The sequence below is a fragment of the Mesorhizobium sp. genome, assembly GCF_965229135.1.
Taxonomy (GTDB): Bacteria; Pseudomonadota; Alphaproteobacteria; order Rhizobiales; family Rhizobiaceae; genus Mesorhizobium.
This window is the reverse complement of the sequence record NZ_OZ245860.1, coordinates 2,676,241-2,695,078: the sequence shown is the minus strand read 5'-3', so window position 1 is coordinate 2,695,078 and position 18,838 is coordinate 2,676,241. Positions and strand designations below refer to the sequence as shown.

General features: G+C 62.0%; 18 protein-coding genes. 14 read left to right on the top strand and 4 right to left on the bottom strand.

Annotation, left to right across the window (positions count from 1 at the left end; all coding sequences use genetic code 11):
* Positions 1–438: 438 nt before the first annotated feature.
* The 8 genes from ACO07C_RS12875 (at position 439) to ACO07C_RS12840 (ending at position 9,927) form a co-directional block, all read left to right on the top strand.
* Positions 439–900, top strand: a complete 462-nt coding sequence (locus tag ACO07C_RS12875; protein ID WP_421914539.1) for a MerR family transcriptional regulator — start codon at positions 439–441, stop codon at positions 898–900.
* A gap of 236 nt (positions 901–1,136) precedes the next feature.
* Complete coding sequence (locus ACO07C_RS12870; RefSeq protein ID WP_421914538.1) at positions 1,137–2,927, top strand: acyl-CoA dehydrogenase; 1,791 nt, start codon at positions 1,137–1,139, stop codon at positions 2,925–2,927.
* A 46-nt stretch (positions 2,928–2,973) separates the two neighbouring features.
* The gene (locus ACO07C_RS12865) at positions 2,974–4,146 is read left to right on the top strand and encodes an acyl-CoA dehydrogenase family protein (RefSeq protein ID WP_421914537.1); all 1,173 of its coding nucleotides are present in this window, start codon (positions 2,974–2,976) and stop codon (positions 4,144–4,146) included.
* A gap of 31 nt (positions 4,147–4,177) precedes the next feature.
* Complete coding sequence (locus ACO07C_RS12860; RefSeq protein ID WP_421914536.1) at positions 4,178–5,386, top strand: acetyl-CoA C-acetyltransferase; 1,209 nt, start codon at positions 4,178–4,180, stop codon at positions 5,384–5,386.
* Between the two features lie 15 nt (positions 5,387–5,401).
* Entirely contained in the window at positions 5,402–7,621 is a 2,220-nt protein-coding gene (locus ACO07C_RS12855) for a 3-hydroxyacyl-CoA dehydrogenase NAD-binding domain-containing protein (protein ID WP_421914535.1), read from the top strand.
* A gap of 65 nt (positions 7,622–7,686) precedes the next feature.
* Positions 7,687–8,229 (top strand): thioesterase family protein, encoded by a 543-nt coding sequence (locus tag ACO07C_RS12850; RefSeq protein ID WP_421914534.1) that lies wholly within the window; start codon positions 7,687–7,689, stop codon positions 8,227–8,229.
* 204 nt (positions 8,230–8,433) lie between these two features.
* A complete protein-coding gene (locus tag ACO07C_RS12845) occupies positions 8,434–9,084 on the top strand; it encodes a S24 family peptidase (protein ID WP_421914533.1) in 651 nt (216 codons plus the stop codon).
* A gap of 12 nt (positions 9,085–9,096) precedes the next feature.
* Positions 9,097–9,927 (top strand): thermonuclease family protein, encoded by an 831-nt coding sequence (locus ACO07C_RS12840; protein WP_421917513.1) that lies wholly within the window; start codon positions 9,097–9,099, stop codon positions 9,925–9,927.
* Here ACO07C_RS12840 and ACO07C_RS12835 read toward each other — a convergent pair.
* Complete coding sequence (locus ACO07C_RS12835) at positions 9,893–11,539, bottom strand: lysine--tRNA ligase (protein ID WP_421914532.1); 1,647 nt, start codon at positions 11,537–11,539, stop codon at positions 9,893–9,895. The genes ACO07C_RS12840 and ACO07C_RS12835 overlap by 35 nt on opposite strands.
* Before the next feature lie 257 nt (positions 11,540–11,796).
* On the opposite strand from ACO07C_RS12835, the gene ACO07C_RS12830 reads away from it, so the two are divergent.
* Positions 11,797–12,210: a tellurite resistance TerB family protein gene (locus ACO07C_RS12830; RefSeq protein ID WP_421914531.1), complete on the top strand. Its 414-nt coding sequence runs from the start codon at positions 11,797–11,799 to the stop codon at positions 12,208–12,210.
* Between the two features lie 17 nt (positions 12,211–12,227).
* On the opposite strand, the gene ACO07C_RS12825 is transcribed toward ACO07C_RS12830, so the two are convergent.
* Both ACO07C_RS12825 and ACO07C_RS12820 read right to left on the bottom strand, forming a co-directional pair.
* Positions 12,228–13,052 (bottom strand): transporter substrate-binding domain-containing protein, encoded by an 825-nt coding sequence (locus ACO07C_RS12825; RefSeq protein WP_421914530.1) that lies wholly within the window; start codon positions 13,050–13,052, stop codon positions 12,228–12,230.
* 114 nt (positions 13,053–13,166) lie between these two features.
* On the bottom strand, positions 13,167–13,496 hold the full coding sequence (locus ACO07C_RS12820; RefSeq protein ID WP_421917624.1) for a hypothetical protein: 330 nt from the start codon (positions 13,494–13,496) through the stop codon (positions 13,167–13,169).
* On the opposite strand from ACO07C_RS12820, the gene ACO07C_RS12815 reads away from it, so the two are divergent.
* The 3 genes from ACO07C_RS12815 to ACO07C_RS12805 all read left to right on the top strand — a co-directional run bounded on the left by ACO07C_RS12815 (position 13,443) and on the right by ACO07C_RS12805 (position 15,556).
* A complete protein-coding gene (locus tag ACO07C_RS12815) occupies positions 13,443–14,057 on the top strand; it encodes a helix-turn-helix transcriptional regulator (protein ID WP_421914529.1) in 615 nt (204 codons plus the stop codon). The two genes, ACO07C_RS12820 and ACO07C_RS12815, sit on opposite strands and share 54 nt — an antisense overlap.
* 96 nt (positions 14,058–14,153) lie before the next feature.
* The gene (locus ACO07C_RS12810) at positions 14,154–14,792 is read left to right on the top strand and encodes an acyl-homoserine-lactone synthase (RefSeq protein ID WP_421914528.1); all 639 of its coding nucleotides are present in this window, start codon (positions 14,154–14,156) and stop codon (positions 14,790–14,792) included.
* A 14-nt stretch (positions 14,793–14,806) separates the two neighbouring features.
* Positions 14,807–15,556 carry an enoyl-CoA hydratase-related protein gene (locus tag ACO07C_RS12805; RefSeq protein ID WP_421914527.1) on the top strand — a complete coding sequence of 250 codons (750 nt, stop codon included), beginning with the start codon at positions 14,807–14,809 and terminating at the stop codon, positions 15,554–15,556.
* A gap of 63 nt (positions 15,557–15,619) precedes the next feature.
* On the opposite strand, the gene ppk2 is transcribed toward ACO07C_RS12805, so the two are convergent.
* The gene (gene ppk2, locus ACO07C_RS12800) at positions 15,620–16,528 is read right to left on the bottom strand and encodes a polyphosphate kinase 2 (RefSeq protein WP_421914526.1); all 909 of its coding nucleotides are present in this window, start codon (positions 16,526–16,528) and stop codon (positions 15,620–15,622) included.
* 112 nt (positions 16,529–16,640) lie between these two features.
* On the opposite strand from ppk2, the gene ACO07C_RS12795 reads away from it, so the two are divergent.
* Both ACO07C_RS12795 and phoU read left to right on the top strand, forming a co-directional pair.
* On the top strand, positions 16,641–17,909 hold the full coding sequence (locus tag ACO07C_RS12795) for a sensor histidine kinase (RefSeq protein WP_421914525.1): 1,269 nt from the start codon (positions 16,641–16,643) through the stop codon (positions 17,907–17,909).
* Between the two features lie 111 nt (positions 17,910–18,020).
* A complete protein-coding gene (gene phoU / locus ACO07C_RS12790) occupies positions 18,021–18,746 on the top strand; it encodes a phosphate signaling complex protein PhoU (RefSeq protein WP_421914524.1) in 726 nt (241 codons plus the stop codon).
* Positions 18,747–18,838: the final 92 nt, after the last annotated feature.

The window sequence follows — 18,838 nt, the reverse complement described above, 5'->3', positions numbered from 1 at the left end:
AATGGCTGGCTTTCGGCCAGTTCCCCTAAGCCCCTGTCGGGAACGAAGGCGACCGAGCATCCAAGCCACGGTGAAAGACAAGCTTTCCGGGTTCTCACCCGCGCTCCGAAAAACCGTGAAAATTCGATACAGGATAACCACGGGTCGCCGACATGCGCACATTTCACCCAACGTGGTAAACAACGCGTTAACCAAGCTTAAGAAGTTGCAACGTCGCTGATGCAAGCCGCTTGGGTGCGGCTTAAAGCTCCTCTCGTAGAACGCCCTTGCGCCGGCAAGCCGCTATCGATATAGAATTGACGTAAACGTAAAAGGTGCGCCATGCGTCCCATTTGCGATTTGTTTGTTGAAACCACGACTGGAAGCACGCCCCCCGCTTCCACTCAGGCGACGCAAGGTCCGAGACCGCGACGCCACAGATGGGGAAAGCCAGTGATTATGAAACTTGTTTCGCCCGGCGAGACCGCGGCCAATACCAATGAAGTATCGAACGAAGCCGGTGAGGAGCTAGCCCGCATCGGCGAGATGGCCAAGAAATATGGCGTGACTCTGCGCACGTTGCGTTTCTACGAGGACAAGGGCCTTCTCAATCCGCAGCGCGACGGTTCGACCCGTCTCTACACGCGTCGCGACAAGGCCCGGCTCAAGCTGATCCTGCTCGGCCGCAAGGTCGGGTTCTCGCTGCGTGACGTCAAGCAGATGATGGATCTCTACGATCCGACCGGCTCCAACACCAAGCAGTTGCGGCTGGCGCTGGACAAGTCGGAAAAGCAGCTTGCCCGTCTGCAGAAGCAACGGGCCCTGATCGACGACGCCATCAACGAACTGAGCGGCTCGATGTCGGCCGTGCGCCAGATGTTGATCGAGCGCACAACGGCGCCAGCGAGCGCCGCGAGCTGATCAGTCCGCGGATATGTGACGAATGAGAGCCGCGTGGCCATTGCCGCGCGGCTCTTTTGTTTTTTGTTGCCCGCCCCAGATTCCGCGGACCGCACCTTTTTGGCGCATGAAAAATTTCACTTCGAAAAATATTGACGTTTACGCAAACGTCAATATTTGTTATCTCGATCCCAACATTGGTCCGCATGCCGTTCATGGGCTAGCTTCGGGCCAAGGCCGCATGGTGGAGGAAAAGCATGCCGATCTACGCAGCACCGGTTCAGGATACGCTGTTCGTGCTCAATGAAGTGCTGGCCTACCAGCGCTATTCCAATCTCCCGGGATTTTCCGACGCCACGCCCGATGTTCTCGAAGCAATCCTCGCCGAGGGTGCGAAGCTCGCCGAAAACGTCATGCACCCGTTGAACCGCGTCGGCGACCTGGAAGGCTGCGTGCGCCATGCCGACGGCTCGGTGACGACGCCGAAAGGCTTCAAGGAAGCTTTCGAGCAGTATCGCGAGGGCGGCTGGATGGGGTTGGCGGCGCCGGCCGAGTTTGGCGGCCAGGGGCTACCCTACATGGTGCACCAGGCGGTCTCCGAATACATGGTTTCGGCCAACATGGCGTTGATGATGTATCCGGGCCTGACGCAGGGCGCGATCGCCGCCATCATCACCCATGGCACCGACGAGCAGAAAGCCAGGTGGCTGCCGAAGCTGGTCGAGGGTGCCTGGACAGGCACCATGAACCTGACCGAGCCACATTGCGGCACCGATCTCGGCCTGCTGCGCACCAAGGCCGTCCCCAATGGCGATGGCACCTACAGGATTTCCGGCCAGAAGATCTTCATCTCGGCCGGCGAGCACGACATGTCGGACAACATCGTCCATCTGGTGCTGGCCCGCATCGAAGGCGCGCCGGAAGGCGTGAAGGGCATTTCGCTGTTCATCGTGCCCAAGCTCAAGCTCGATGCCGCCGGCAATCCCGGCGAGAAGAACACGCTCTCCTGCGGCTCGATCGAGGAGAAGATGGGCATCCACGCCAATTCGACCTGCGTCATGAACTATGACGAGGCGGAGGGCACGCTGCTCGGCGAGGTCAATGGCGGCCTGAAGGCCATGTTCACGATGATGAACGAGGCGCGGCTCGGCGTTGCCCTGCAGGGGCTTTCGCTGTCCGAGATCGCCTACCAGAACGCGGTTTCCTACGCCAAGGAACGCCTGCAGGGCCGCTCGCTGTCGGGGCAGAAGGCGCCGGACAAGAAGGCCGACCCGATCATCGTCCATCCCGACATCCGCCGCAGCCTGATGACCATGAAGGCATTCAACGAAGCCGGTCGCGCGCTGGCGCTTTGGACGGCGATCAAGTCCGACATCGCGCATCGTTCCCCCGACGACAAGGATCGCCAGGCGGCGGAAGACTACACCGGCCTGATGACGCCGGTGGTCAAGGGCGTGTTCACCGACAAGGGCTTCGACCATGCCGTCATGGCGCAGCAGGTCTTCGGCGGTCACGGCTACATCGAGGAGCACGGCATGTCCCAGTTCGTGCGTGATGCCCGCATCGCCATGATCTATGAAGGCGCCAACGGCATCCAGGCGCTGGATCTCGTCGGCCGCAAGCTTGGCCTGAACGGCGGCCGCGCGGTGCAGGCCTTCTTCAAGGAAGTCGGCGAGTTCTGCGAGGAGAACCGCTCCGACGAGAAGATGGCGCCGTTCACCAAGGGGTTGAAGAAGGGCCTCAACGACCTGCAGGCCGCGACGATGTGGCTGGTACAGAACGGCATGGCCAAGCCCGACAATGCGGGTGCCGCCTCGACCGACTACATGCATCTCTTCGGCCTTGTGGCGCTGGGTTACATGTGGGGCCAGATGGCCAAGGTGGCGCTTGGCAAGGTGGGCGCCAATGGTTCGCGGTCTTTCTACGACAACAAGGTCGTTACGGCGCGCTTCTTCATGGAGCGGATCATGCCGGAGACATCAGCGCATCTCGCCCGCATTTCCAGTGGCGCGGACACGCTCATGGCGCTGCCCGCGGAAGCGTTCTAAGTTTGAGGGCCGGCATACCGGCTGCATTCAAAACGCGGAGGAAGTCGTGGCGATAAATCCCGCCGAAGTGCTCGCTTTGCCGAAACCTGCCTGGGCGGCCGACGACGTCGGGATGCTCTACGACATGGCGCGCCGTTTCATGTCGGAAGAGATCGCGCCGCGCTACGACGAGTTCGAGAAGAACGAAATGGTCGACCGCGAGAGCTGGCGGAAGGCGGGTGCGGCCGGCCTGCTCTGCGCCTCGATGCCGGAGGAGTATGGGGGCTCGGGCGGCACTTTCGCGCATGAGAGCGCCATCATCGAGGCCATCGGCCATGTCGGCGTCGACGGTTTCGGCATCGGCCTGCACAATGCGATCGTCGCACCCTACATCCTTCACTACGGCTCCGAAGAACAGAAGAAGAAATGGCTGCCGAAGCTCGCGACCGGCGAACTGATCGGCGCCATCGCCATGACCGAGCCCGGCGCCGGCTCCGACCTGCAGGGCGTCAAGACGCGGGCAGAGAAGGATGGCAATCAATACAAGATCAATGGTTCCAAGACCTTCATCACCAACGGCCAGCTTGCCAACCTGATCATCGTCGTCACCAAGACCGATCCGGAAAAGGGAGCCAAGGGCACCTCGCTGATCGTCGTCGAGACCGACGAGGTCGAAGGTTTCCAGCGCGGCCGCAACCTAGACAAGATCGGCCTGAAGGCCAACGACACGTCGGAACTGTTCTTCAACGACGTCCGTGTGCCGACCTCCAGCCTGCTCGGTCACGAGGAAGGGCAGGGCTTCATCCAGTTGATGCAGCAATTGCCGCAGGAACGGCTGCAGATCGGCACCGGCGCCATCGCCATGATCGAGCGCGCGCTGGCGCTGACCATCGATTACGTCAAGGAGCGCAAGGCCTTCGGCAAGGCGATCATCGATTTCCAGAACACGCAGTTCAAGCTGGCCGAACTGAAGACCGAGGCGACCGTCGGCCGCGTCTTCTACAATGATTGCGTCGCCCGCCACATCGCAGGCGGGCTCGATCCGGTGACCGCGTCGATGGCCAAGTACTGGCTGTCCGACCTGCAAGGCAAAGTGGTCGACGAGTGCCTTCAATTGCATGGCGGCTATGGCTACATGAACGAATATCCGATCGCCCGCATGTTCCGCGACGCCCGCGTCCAGCGCATCTACGGCGGCACCAACGAGATCATGAAATTGCTGATCGGACGCTCTCTGTGAGCTGCGTTCGATAAACCCAAGGAGCCAGAGAATGTCCGAAGCTTATGTCTATGACGCCGTGCGCACGCCGCGCGGCAAGGGCAAGAAGGATGGATCGCTGCACGAAGTGCCGGCGGTGCGGCTCGCCGCCAAGACGCTTGAAGCGCTGCGCGACCGCAACGGGCTCGACACCGGCACTGTCGACGACATCATCTTCGGCTGCGTCGATCCGGTCGGCGAAGCCGGTTCGGTCATTCCGCGCGCCGCCGCCTTCGAGGCCGGCTACGACACCAGGGCGCCGGGCATGCAGATCTCGCGCTTCTGCGCCTCCGGTCTCGACGCCATCAATTTTGGCGCGGCCAAGATCGCGCAAGGCGCCGATGACATCGTCATCGCCGGCGGCGTCGAGTCCATGTCGCGCGTCGGCATGGGCGCGTCGGGCGGCGCCTGGTTCATGGATCCCTCGGTGGGCCTGCCCGGCTGGTTCGTACCGCAAGGCATTTCCGCCGACCTGATCGCCACGAAGTATGGCTTCTCGCGCGACGACGTCGACGCCTACGCCGTCGAGAGCCAGAAGCGCGCCGCGCATGCCTGGGAAAAGGGCCGCTTCAAGAATTCGGTCATCCCGATCAGGGACCAGAACGGCCTGACCATCCTCGACCATGACGAGCATATGCGGCCTTCGACCGACATGCAGTCGCTGGCCTCGCTCAATCCGTCCTTTGTCATGCCCGGCGAAATGGGTGGTTTCGATGCGGTCGCGGTACAGAAGCACCCCGAGGTGGAGGAGGTCAACCACGTCCACCATGCCGGCAATTCGTCCGGCATCGTCGATGGCGCGGCGGCCGTGCTGCTTGGCTCCAAGAAGGCTGGCAAGGCCATGGGGCTGAAGCCGCGCGCGCGCATCCGCACCTTCGCCAATATCGGCTCCGAGCCGGTGCTGATGCTGACCGGTCCGGTCGACGTCACCGAGAAGCTCCTGAAGCGCGCCAAGATGAAGCTTTCTGACATCGACCTGTTCGAGCTCAATGAAGCTTTTGCCTCGGTGGTGCTGCGCTACATGCAGGCTTTCGACATTCCGCACGACAAGATCAACGTCAATGGCGGCGCCATCGCCATGGGCCATCCGCTCGGCGCCACGGGCGCGATGATTTTCGGCACCGTGCTGGACGAGCTCGAGAGGCGCGACCTGAACACGGCGCTGGTGACGCTTTGCATCGGCGCCGGCATGGGCACCGCAACGATCATCGAACGCGTCTGACAGGGGAGAGAGAAGATGAGCTATACCAATTTCACCCTCGACATTGACGCCGACGGCATTGCGCTGGTCACCTGGAACAGCCCGGACCGGTCCATGAACGTCTTCACCGAGGAGGTGATGCGGGAGTTGAACGCCATCGTGGACACGGTGGCCGGCGATGCCGCCATCAAGGGCGCGGTGATCACCTCCGGCAAGGATACGTTCTCTGGCGGCGCAGACATCACCCTGCTGCAGAAGATGCTGACCACCTTCGCCACCGACAAGCGCAAGGATATCGAAAAGGCGACCAAGGCACTGTTCGACAATGCCGGCACCATGACCGGCCTGTTCCGCAAGCTGGAGACGTCCGGCAAGCCATGGGTGTCGGCGATCAACGGCACCTGCATGGGTGGCGCCTTCGAAATGTCGCTGGCCTGCCACGGTCGCGTCGCCGCCGATAGCGACAAGGTCAGGATGGCGCTTCCCGAGGTGAAGATAGGCATCTTCCCTGGCGCCGGCGGCACGCAGCGCGTGCCGAGGCTGACCGATCAGCAGCAGGCACTGCAGATGCTGACCTCCGGCCAGACGCTGTCGCCGCAGAAGGCGAAGTCCATGGGTCTGATCCATGAGATCGCCGAACCGGCGAAGCTGGTCGAGACCGCCAAGGCGATGATAAGGAACGGCCTGAAGCCGGTGGCGCCGTGGGACGAGAAGGGCTTCAAGCTGCCCGGTGGCCAGATCTATTCGCCCGCCGGCTTCAACCTGTGGCCGCCGGCCATCGCCATCCTGCGTCGCGAAACCCATGGCAATTATCCGGCCGCCGCCGCGATACTTAAATGCGTTTATGAAGGCCTGCTGGTGCCGTTCGACACAGCCTTGCGCATCGAACAGCGCTATTTCACCAAGATCATGCAGACCAGGGAAGCGGCGGCGATGATCCGCTCGCTGTTCGTGTCGCTGCAGGAACTGAACAAGGGTGCCCGCCGTCCTGCCGGGGTGGCTGAAACCAAATTCAAGAAGATCGGCATCCTCGGCGCTGGCTTCATGGGCGCCGGCATCGCCTATGTCACCGCCAAGGCTGGCATTCCCGTTGTGCTGCTCGATCGCGATTTGGAGTCGGCCCAGAAGGGCAAGGCGCATTCCGAAAGCCTCGTCTCGGATCAGGTGAAGAAGGGCCGCGCCAAGCCCGAGGAGAAGGAAAAACTGCTGTCGCTGATCACGCCGACGGCCGACTATGCCGACCTTGCCGGCTGCGACCTGGTGGTCGAGGCGGTGTTCGAGGATTCGGCGGTCAAGAAGGCTGCCACCGAACAGGCCGAGGCCGTGTTGAAGTCGTCGGCGATTTTCGCCTCCAACACCTCGACCATCCCGATCACCGGCCTGGCGAAGAATTCGGTGCGGCCGAAGAACTTCATAGGCATCCACTTCTTCTCGCCGGTCGACAAGATGATGCTGGTCGAGATCATCCTCGGCAAGAAGACCGGCGACAAGGCACTGGCGACCGCGATCGACTTCGTGCGCGCCATCAAGAAGACGCCGATCGTCGTCAACGACACGCGCGGCTTCTACGTCAACCGCTGTGTGCTCCGCTATATGTCGGAAGCCTACAAGATGCTGATCGAAGGCGTGCCCGCCCCGATGATCGAGAATGCCGCGAAAGCCGCCGGCATGCCGGTGGGTCCGCTGGCGCTGACCGACGAGACTGCAATCGACCTGGCCCAGAAGATCATGAAGCAGACCATCAGGGATCTCGGCGACACTGCGGTGGACCCCCGGCAGATGGCGTTGATCAACACCATGGTCGACGATCATGGTCGCTCCGGCCGCAAGAACGGCAAGGGCTTTTACGACTATCCGGCCAAGCCCGCCAAGAAGAAGCTGTGGCCGGGTCTCAGGGATCTCTACCCTCAGCTGGCGGCCGAGAAGGTCGATTATGAGGAGCTGCAGCAGCGGTTGCTGGTCACCATCGCGCTGGAAGCGGCGCGGGTGATGGAAGAGGGCATCGTCACCGATCCGCGCGAGGCCGATGTCGGCTCGATCCTGGCCTTCGGTTTCGCGCCCTATACCGGCGGCGCCCTGTCCTACATTGACGGCATCGGCGCCAAGGAATTCGTCAAGATCGCCAAGCGCCTGCAGAAGAAGTACGGCGCCGAGTTCAAGGCACCGAGGCTTCTGCTCGACATGGCCGAGAAGGGCGAAACCTTCTACCAGCGCTTCGACCCCTACGCGAAGGGCGACGTCAAGCAGGCGGCCTGACTCATGGGTGGAACCAAGAGCCGTGTCGCGTCCTTTGCGCGTCGAAGAGGACGCGTGGGGCAGTAATGTATGTCTGGGCGCGTATGGCGCGCATGATGGCCACGGCGCGACGCCGTGGTCCGTACGTCGTGGGCGGTGAAAGCCGGCTGGCCTTTCGCTGCCTGCCGACGGACGTCGATTTCAACATCCATCTCAACAATGCGCGTTACATGATGCTGGCCGATCTTGGCCGCATCGACATCTTCCTGCGCGCCGGCCTCATCGCGCTGGCGAGGAAAAACGACTGGGCGCCGATGATGGGCGGGCTGCAGTCGGTCTATGCGCGCGAGATCAGGTTGTGGCGGCGCTTCGAATTGGTATCTTCGATCGAGACATGGGAAGGCACGCAGGTCATCGGCAAGCATCGCTTCGTCCTCGACAATGGCGAAACGGCCGCCTTGATCCTGACGACCGCGGGCGTTTACGACCGCAAGGCGCGACGCTTTCTGGGCATCGACGAGGTCGTCGCGGCGCTCGGCCGTTCTGCTGAGCCGCGCCCGCCTACCGAGGCCGAGCGGATGTTCATGGCTTCGCACCGCAACCTCCGTGCCCAGGCCAAGCGGGGCTGATGAAACTTTCATGGGCCGTCTTCTTCACGCTTTGTAGAGAGGAAGACGCTGAGGGGTTCGCTTGGGGCGGGCCGGGCTGCTCCCCACATAGCGCTTGTCGCCCAGTCACTTTGTGAATGATCCAACGCTCCGCCGGTGGACAAGCTGGCGGTCGCGCGTTAGACAGGTCAGAGGCATTTTTTCCTGTTTCGAAGGAGAGCGGACTTGCTCTCACACGACCGCGTATGGGCCGCCATCGACGCTCTTGCCGAGCGCTACTCGCTGTCCGCGTCCGGCCTTGCCAGGCGCGCGGGACTTGATTCGACCGCTTTCAACAAATCCAAGCGACTGTCCTCCGACGGCCGGCCGCGCTGGCCTTCGACCGAATCGCTGGCAAAGATCATCGAAGCGACAGGCGCTTCGCTCGACGAATTCACCGGTTTGGTCGAGGGCAGGGACAGTTCTGGACATGCGGCGTCTCCTGTTCGCCGGTCCTCGGTCCCGCTGCTCGGCTTTGCCCAGGCTGGCGCTGGCGGTTTCTTCGACGATGCCGGATTTCCCGCCGGGCAGGGCTGGGACCTGATCGAACTCCCTGCACAGTCGACTGAAACGGCCTATGCGCTGAAGGTGCAGGGCGATTCCATGCTGCCGCTCTATCGCAATGGCGACGTACTGATCGTCGAGCCTGGCGCCGCCACCCGCAAGGGCGACAGGGTGGTGGTCAAGACCAACGGCGGCGAGGTGATGGCCAAAGTGCTGGAACGCCAGACCGTCAAGTCGATCGTCCTGGTCTCTCTCAATCCTGATCATCCGGACCGCGACATTGCCATGAGTGATGTCGAATGGGTCGCGCGGATTGTCTGGGCAAGCCAGTAGGAGGCGTGGATGATGCGTCCGCTTCATGCCGGCGTCGCGGTTCTGGCGATCGTGACGATGGGAGCCCTGGTTGTCGCCGGTGGCCGTGCCGTTCAGCGTGGCGGCGATGGCAGCAGCGTCGATCAGCTTCAGGCCATAGCCGAACAACCGATCGACGCTCCGACCACTTCCGCCATTCCCCAGCCGGACAAGGCTACGAAGCCCGAGCAGCACTCGCGGACCATCGACCCCGAGGCAGTCGCGCCACCGCCGCTCCAATCCGAAGAACTCGAGCGGATCGACCCGCGCCCGCCTCTGAGCAAGCTGGCGCTGGCCATGCCGCCGAAGCCGAAAATGCCCAACGACTGGGATGGTACAAAGCTGTTCAACCCGGTGGCCTCCGCGGCCGGCTTGATCGAGGCCAAGGGCTATTCGGTTGCTATCTCTGGCGTCGATATCGTCAGGCAGGACGAGACATGCTCCGACAACGACAAGTCGTGGGCATGCGGCGTGCGGGCGCGCACGGCGTTCCGGGCTTTTCTGCGCGGTCGCACGGTTATCTGCAAAGTACCTTCCGAAGGCGGCCGTGACCTGATCGCCGCCGAATGCAGGATCGGCAAGCAGGATGTCGGTCAATGGCTTGTTGAAAATGGCTGGTCGCGCGCCGCCAGGGGCGGCCCTTACGAGGACGCCGGCGAGAAGGCACGTACCGCCAGGAAAGGTATATTCGGGCCAGCGCCGGACCTTTCCGGCTTGCCGCCGGTTCCGGCCGCGCCGAACCCGGCGCCTCAGGCGTCGAGTTCGATCCTGGAAGAGGTCGGCGGGGAGCTCAGGCCAGCTGACCCGCCAGCGCCTGCTGAATGAGCGCCCGCGTCTCGGCGATGCCATAGAGTGCGGCGAACGAACCGAAGCGCGGCCCGCGCTCCTGGCCGATCAGCACCTGGTAGATCATCTGGAAGAAGGCGCCGGACACGCCAGGGCCGCCCTCCGGGCTCTTCTTTGAATGGTCCTGGTAGCGCTCGATCTGGCGGGCGACGTTGAGCGACGCATTCTGGATCGCTTCGCCATTGGCGTCCGCCGGCAGATTGCCCAGCGCCTTTTCCAGTGCTTCCAGCGCCGCGCGCTCGACGTCGTCGGCTGGGCGGAAGGTTTTCGTCGGCTTCACGAAATCGTCGAAATAGCGGATCGCATAGCCCGTAAGCTTGTCGAGCTCGGGATGTGTTTGTGGCGTCACGCCGGCGGCGTGACGGGAGATGAATCCCCACAGCACATCCTTGTTCTGTGCGTTCGAAGCGCTTACCAGATTGAGCAGTAGCGAGAACGGCACCGGCATATCTACGACCGGCGGGTTGCCGTCATGCATGTGCCACACAGGATTGCCCAGTCGCTCCTTCCAGTCCTGCCGTGGATAGGCCGCGAGGAAAGCGTAATACTCGTCCACGGCCCTCGGGATGACGTCGAAATAGAGCTTCTTGGCCTGCCGTGGCCGCTGGTACATGTAGAGCCCGAGGCTCTCGGTTGGCGCATAGGTCAGCCACTCGTCGATCGTCAGTCCATTGCCTTTCGACTTGGATATCTTCTGGCCATTCTCGTCGAGGAACAGCTCGTAGACGAAATGTTCGGGCGCCCGTCCGCCCAGAATGTTGCAGATGCGGTCATAGATCACCGCATTCGTCTGGTGGTCCTTGCCGAACATTTCGAAATCGACGCCAAGTGCCGCCCAGCGCATGCCGAAATCCGGCTTCCACTGCAGCTTCACCCTGCCGCCGGTGATGGAAAGCGTGGTTTCGGTTCCCTCGTCGTCAAAGGTGATCGTGCCGGCCTTGGCGTCTACATGCTTCATCGGCACGTACAGGACGCGGCCGCTCTTCGGCGAAATCGGCAGGAACGGACTGTAGGTCGCCTGGCGCTCCGGTCCAAGCGTCGGCAGCATCACCGCCATGATCTGGTCATAGCGTTCGGCGGCGCGCAGCAGCATCGCGTCGAAGCGGCCGGCCTTGTAATATTGCGTTGCGCTGGCGAACTCGTAGTCGAACCCGAACGTGTCGAGGAAACGGCACAGCATTGCATTGTTGTGGTCGGCAAAGCTCGCATAGTCGCCGCCGAACGGGTTGGGGACCGACGAGAGCGGCCTGTGCAGATGCGGTTCGAGCGCGGCGCGATCCGGCACGTTGTCGGGTATCTTGCGCATGCCGTCCATGTCGTCGGAGAAGCACAAGAGCTTGGTGGCCACCTTGTCCTGCGTGATCACGCGGAAGGCGTGGCGCACCATGGAGGTTCGCGCCACCTCGCCGAACGTGCCGATATGCGGCAGGCCCGACGGGCCGTAGCCGGTCTCGAACAGAACGGTCTCGGGAAAATCAGTGCCTTTGTAGCGCTCGACGAGCTTTCTGGCTTCCTCGAAGGGCCACGCTTTGCTCTCGGCCGCAGCCGCAAGCACCTCGGGGTTGAGATCGATGAGGTTTGATCCCGCCATGTCCACTGTTCCAAATCGTTCGCCGGCTCAGGCGCCGGGTGGGTGTTCAATCGGTCTCTATCGCATCGGTCCAGGAATCGAAATCGATTTTCGGGAGGCGCCAGGTTCAGAAGCGATGGAGGGCACGCCGTGCGTCCATGCGGACGGACGCCGTCGCTCTATGCGGGCCTGCCCCGGGCGTCAACGCGCACGCCGCTTTTTCCTTGCGGCGCCGAGGGTGCATTCCTACCTTCGAGACCGGTTTACAGGAGTAGAGAATGCCCGCGCTGACGCCACATGAAGCCCTGATCTACCTGATGGTCATTACCTCGGCGTCCGATCGCGACATGACCGATGTCGAACTGGCACGGATTGGCGACGTCGTCCGCTCATGGCCCGTCTTTGAAGACTTCAATCACGATCGGTTGGTTACGGTCGCCCAGGCCTGTCAGAAGGCTTTGCACGAGAAGCACGGGCTGGAAGGCGTGCTGGCTGTTGTCGCCGACGTGCTGCCGGAGCGCTTGCGCGACACCGCCTATGCCGCGGCCTTCGAGGTCGCGGCGGTCGATCTTGAAATGCGGATGGAAGAGGTGCGGGTGCTCCAGCTCATCCGCCGCCAGCTCGATATCGACACGCTGACCGTCGCCGCCATCGGCCGGGCAGCCAAGGCAAGGCTGCGAACGCTCACGTAAGCGCGGATCGAACGAAGTCAGAAAAAGCTGACCGGGAAATAGCGCAGGTAGAACTCGGCAAACGTGCCTTTCACCGAAATCTCCTGCAGCGCGTAATCGAACGCGGCGGCCAGTGCGCGGTCGTCGGCCCTGGTGGCAATGGCCATGCCTGCCCCGAGATATTCAGGCGCCAGATATGGGCCGCCGGCAAAACGGCAGCAGCCGGCCGCATCGGTGCCGCCGAGCCAGAAGGCGAAGCGCATGCCATCGCCAAAGGCGGCGTCGATCTTGCCGGCCTTGAGATCGCCGTAGAGATCATCCGGCTTGTCGAAGGGGACGATCTGAACGGTGCCGAAATAATCGCGCAGCATCCGCTCATGCGCGGAACCCACGATCACGCCAACGCGCTTGCCGCGCAGCTTGTCGAAGATCGGCTCGGTCAGCGCCTTGCCTTTCGGCATGATGAAGCGTGCCGGAAACTGCAGGTAGGAGCGTGAGAAGGCATATTTCTGCCGCGACTCCTGCGTCGGCGCAATGCCGGCGATGATCGCTTCGCCTTCCCCTCTCTGCAGCGCACCGTCGAGCTCGGCCCACGGCAAGGCCTGGATCTGGCATTTATCGGCGATGCCGAGCTCAGCGCAGATGGCCCGGGCCAGATCGACATGGAAGCCGGACAGGCGTCCTGCGTTGTCGAGGAAGTTGAAGGGTGGGAAATCCGTGGTCGTCAGGAATCTCAGCCGCGGCAACGCGGAAAGGTCCGGTTTCGGTAGCCGTTCCTTGGCATCCCACAGCACCGGCACCTGAGGCTCGGCGGCCCGCGCACCGCTGGCGATCAACTGTATCCCGATGAGTATCGGTACCATCCACCGAAACGCCACGACCATGCTCCGACCGCCCCTGCCTGCATCGGCTTTTCGTATGAAAATGCCGCAGGCACAACGGTTTTTGATTTCAACGCGCCGATTTAGGGATATGGTTTAGCGGGTTTGCAAATAGCCGCGCTTGCCTTGATGGGGTGTCAAGGTCAAGCGCAACAACAAATACGAGGCATTTTGCAATCCGGGGTTGGTGGTGGAATGCAGGTTTGCATGGACCATTGACCTCAATGCGGAAGGCAACATGGGGTTGATGTTGCGATGGGTCAGTTCGATCGAACATTGGAATTCATAGACCAGCTGCAGCATGCGAACACAGCTGCGGCTGTCTGCGAAAAGTTGCTTGGCATCACGTCGGATTTCGGTCTGACGGCGCTGATGGCTGGAACCGTTCCGCAGCCAGGCACGCCGGCCGGGCAGCAGAAGCAGCACGTGTTGCTTTGCGATTGGCCGGTCGAATGGCTCGAGCGCTACGTCGCGCGCAACTATGTCGATCATGACCCGGTTGTCAGCCACATGAAGCAATTGCAGGCGCCGTTCCAGTGGCGGGAGGCGGCACAGGGCGTTCGCGTCGACAAGAGTAGCGGTGAAGTGATGGGCGATGCCGGCGCATTCAAGCTGCGCGACGGGCTGGCCTTCCCGCTGATCACACTAGACGGCCAAATCGTCATGGTGTCTCTGGGTGGCGAAGCTGTCGAGCTGTCCGCGGACGAGTTCGGTCTGGTATCGTTGGTGTCGACCTATGCGATCGGCCGCGCCATGCAGCTTCACACGATGGCCAACAAGACCATCGAGCATATCGAGCTGACGCCGCGCGAACGCGAATGCCTGCAATGGGCTGCCGTCGGCAAGTCCGAATGGGAGATTTCGCAGATCCTCGGCATCTCGGAGCATACGTCGGAGAAACACCTTCTTAACGCCAAAAGCAAACTCGGTGCCGTCAACCGGGTTCAGGCCGTCGCGGAAGCGATAAGGCGCGGCTACATTAGTTAGGTCGGCCGTGCCGGCCTAGAAATTCTTGCCTACGTGATCACGTAATTTTCTCGGGAAAGCCCGGCCGTATCTTCCTCTGAACACAGGAGACGGCAGATGCTTTTTGCCCTTACAACCCAGGAATTGATGGAACGTCCCGATCTTTGGGAGGCTGTTCATCGCTTACGCCACCAGGTCTTCGTCGAGGAGATGGGGTGGGAGGATCTGAGGCGCCCGGACGGGCTCGAAATCGACCAGTTCGATCATGATGAGGCAGTCCATCAGATCGTCATCAGGGGCGGCGAAGTCGCCGGCTATCAGCGCATGTTGCCGACGACGCGGGGGCACCTTCTCACGGAGGTGCTGACCGACCTGTTTGAAGGAACGCCACCGTCAGGACCCAACATCTACGAGTTGACCCGCTATGCCGTCGCGCCCGGTTTTCGAGATGGCCGTCGCGGCGTTTCCACTGTTGGAACCGAGCTCATTGCGGGCTTCGTCGAGTGGGGGCTGAAGCGAAACGTCAATCAGGTGATCATCGAGTTCGAGCCGATGTGGGTGCTGCGGGCGCTGCAACTGCATTTCCTTGCGACGCCGCTTGGCTATCAGCGCACCTATGGCAACCAGCAGGTCGTCGCCACGCTGCTCACCTTCACCGAGCACACGCTCGATGTGGTGCGCTCGCGCCGCAATCACTTCGCACCCGTGTTGGTCAGGGGATATCCCGACATGCTCGGGCAAAGGCGGGCGTCATGAGAACAGAGGAAAGCATGAGCGTCCATCCTCAACCGGAGCTGCGCGGCCATGCGCTGATCGTCACGGTATCGTCCGATGACGGTCGGCCTGTGCTGGACAGGCGGGCCTACGAAAGCCTGGCAAGGACATTCCATGAGGCTGCCGATGACGGCGATGTGCGCGTCGTGGTGTTGCGCGGCCTGGCAGGGTGCTTCTGCCTTGGCGGCGACTTCTCCGAATTCCTCGACGCCACCAAGCATCAACGTTTGATCGCGGCCGTCACCGACATGTTTCGCATGCTGGCGACGTTCCCCAAGCCGATCCTTGCCTGTGTCGACGGCGACGCCGTCGGTGTTGGCTGCACCATCCTGTTCCATTGCGACATGGTGATCGCGTCGGGCAAAAGTACGTTCCGTGTACCGTTCGTCGACTTCGGACTGGTGCCGGATGCGGCAACCAGCATCCTGGCGCCGCAGAAACTCGGCTACGCCGGTGCTTTCCGCTTCTTTTGCCTCGGCGATACGCTCGGCGCGGAAGATGCACGGGCGCTCGGACTTGTCGCGGAGATCGTTGCGGATGGCAGTGTCGAGGAGGCGGCCCTTGCCAGGGCGCGTCAACTGGCCAAGAAACCGGTAGCCGCACTGCTGCAGACGCGCGGTTTGCTCAAGGGAGACACGGACGCACTCTGCGACCGTATTGACCGCGAGATCTCGCTTTTCCAGCAGGCGCTGCAGGACGACACGACGCTGCGGCGGCTGCAGCGGATTGCCCGGCTGGCAGCGTAAGGTCCCGACGTTCAGGCCTTTACCAAATTGCGCCGCGCATCCTCGGGATGCGCGGCGCAATGCTTAACCCTGCTTTGACAGGAATGACGGTCCTTCGCCGATGATCTTCTTGTCTTCCTTGCCGATGATTTCAAGATCGCGGCCTTCATAGGGAAGCGACAGAAGCACACGCCGGATGACGGCCAGCCGGGCGCGACGCTTGTCGTTGGCGCGCACGATGATCCACGGCGCGAACTCCTTGTGCGTCCGCTCGATCATGAGATCGCGCGCCTTGGTGTACTCGTCCCATTTCGTTATGCCGGCAATGTCGATCGGCGAGAATTTCCAGCTCTTCAACGGGCTGAAGCGGCGATCGTGGAACCGTTCGAGTTGCGTTTCCTGGCCGATGTTCAGCCAGAATTTGAAGAAATGGATGCCTTCATTGCAGATCATCCGTTCAAAATGGGGGGTCTCGTCCAGAAACTTCTCATGCTGCTCGGGCGTGCAAAAGTCCATCACCGGCTCGACGCCGGCGCGGTTGTACCAGGAGCGGTCGAAGGTGACGAATTCGCCGGCCGTCGGGAAATGTTCCACATAGCGCTGGAAATACCATTGCCCGCGTTCCGTCTCGGTCGGCTTGGTCAGCGCCACGTTGCGCGCGGTTCGAGGATTCATGTACTCGTGCAGCACGAAGATCGTGCCGCCCTTGCCGGCCGCGTCACGTCCCTCGAACAGCGTCATGACCCGCTTACCGGTCTTTTGCAGCCAGGCCTGCGCCTTGACCAGTTCGATCTGCAACTGCTCGAGCGTCTGATCGTACTCCTCCGCCTTCATTTTCTTGTCGTAGGGAAAGCCGCCGGCAGTCAGCTTGTTGTCCTCGACCCATTCAGGAAGCGTGGGGTTCTCGATGTCGAACTCCCGCTCCTTGCCATCGATCCGGATCTTGAGCGGGCCCGGTGCAGGCGCTGCGGGAGTTTCCTTGGGTTTTTTCATCAAGACGAACCTTTCCTGCTTTCGGGATCATGCTATTGGGAGCCTCCATATCGGTCCAGCGGCAAGTTTCCAACCGATCGGCCGACGGGGTTGCGAGACGTGAGGCGCGCGAATGGCTGACATGGGCGAGGGGGAGCGAAGCGCGGCGCATCACATCGCCGGCCGGCTTTGGGGCAGTCGCTGGCTGCTTGCGGCTGGCATTGTCGCCATTGTCGTCGTTTACGTCTTCTCGGGCATGTCTTCCTATGTGCTGGTTGCGGCGCTCGTGCTGATCCTTGGCGCGGCGATGCTGCCAACCGGCGGCCTGCGACAGTCGGCGGAGCGTCGCGCCGCGGCGATCGAAGGAAGCGGATTGCAACGGCTGTCGGGGGAATATCTCGCCGCCGCGGTTGCCGACCCGCTGATCATCTTTGACCGGGAAGCGACGATCGTTCACGCCAATGCCGCTGCTTTCGCGGCCTTCGGCGGCATAGCGCCGGGCTTGTCGTTGTCATTGAAATTCCGTGCCCCGGAGATGCAGACCCTGCTGGACAGCATCCTGTCGGGCAAGGTCGCATCCGACGCGGTCGACTATACGGAAAAGCTTCCGGTCGAGCGCGCCTACAGGGTCAGCGCATCCTCGGTCGGTCATGGCACCGACCTCTATGTGCTGGTGTTCAAGGACCAGAGCGAGGCGCGCCGGATCGATCGGATGCGCGCCGACTTCATCGCCAATGCCAGCCATGAGTTGCGCACCCCGCTGGCCTCGATCGCCGGCTTCATCGAAACGCTGCGCGGGCCGGCCCGCAATGATCCGGCGGCGCGTGAGCAGTTCCTGCAGATCATGCAGAACCAGACCGGCCGCATGGCACGGCTGATCGATGACCTGCTGTCGCTCTCGCGGCTGGAGATGAAGCCGTATCTGAAGCCTGGAACCGAAGTCGACCTGCGCCAGACGATCGAAAGTGTCATCGATTCCCTGGGGCCCATGGCCAGGGATAATGGCGTTGTCATCGAACGTGCCTTTGCTCAAGGTCCGTTCGACGTGCCGGGCGATCGGGATGAACTGTTCCAGGTTTTCGAAAACTTGCTTGAGAACGCCTGCAAGTACGGACAGTCGGGGGGGCGCGTCGTGGTGTCGATGGCGCGCGGCAACGACAATCCAGAACCTGGTATCGACGTGACCATCAGGGATTTCGGGCCCGGCATTCCCGAGGAGCACATTCCGCGCATCACCGAGCGTTTCTACCGCGTCGATGTCGAGACGAGCCGCGCCCAGAAAGGCACCGGCCTCGGCCTGTCGATCGTCAAGCACATACTGACGCGTCACAATGCCAGGCTTACGATCAGGTCCGAGGTCGGCAAGGGCGCCGCCTTCTCGGTTCATTTGCCGGCTCGCTGACGAAGCACTATCTTCCCGACAAGCCGTTTCTTTTTTCTGTCATCCCGATAGCGTATCAGCAGGGATTCAAGGGAACGACTCAACCATAAGAATCCGGGAAGGCATTGGCCCATGCAGTCCGTACATATCATGAGCGCCTACGACGAGGAGCTGAAGTACCTGTCGAAGCGCATCGCCGCGATGGGCGGTCATGCCGAGCGTATGGTCGAGCAGGCGATCGCCGCGCTCGTCAATGCCGATCCGGGGCTTGCTCAGAAAGTCATTCGGGATGATGCCGTTCTCGACGAAGGGCAGCGCGAGATCGACGACAAGGCGATCATCATCATCGCCAAGCGCCAGCCAATGGCTACGGATTTGCGCGAGATCGTCGGCGCCATTCGCATCTCGGCCGACCTTGAACGCGTTGGCGACCTCGGCAAGAATGTCGCCAAGCGCGTGGTGGCGGTCACGGACGGGCGCCAGCCGACCAGCCTGTTTCGTGGCCTCGAGGCGCTGGCGGACCTTGCGCTGACACAGCTCAAGGAAGTCCTCGACGTCTACGCCTCACGCTCCGTCGAGAAGATCGGTTTCGTGCGTGATCGCGACGATCAGATCGATGCGATGTACACTTCGCTGTTTCGCGAGCTGCTGACCTACATGATGGAAGATCCGCGCAACATCACGCCCTGCACGCATCTTCTGTTCTGCGCCAAGAACATCGAGCGGATCGGCGATCACGCCACCAATATTGCCGAGACGATCTACTACATCGTCACCGGCGAGCAGATGCCGGCCGATCGGCCGAAGGGCGACAAGACTGACAAGATCAGCCTTTCCGCGACATTGCCGGTGAACTGAGTCGCTACTTCACGATGATGTCGGCCGCCACTGGATTGGATGGCGGCTGAATCAAAACGGCCTGGCTCTTTCGCAAGAAGCCAGGCCGTTTC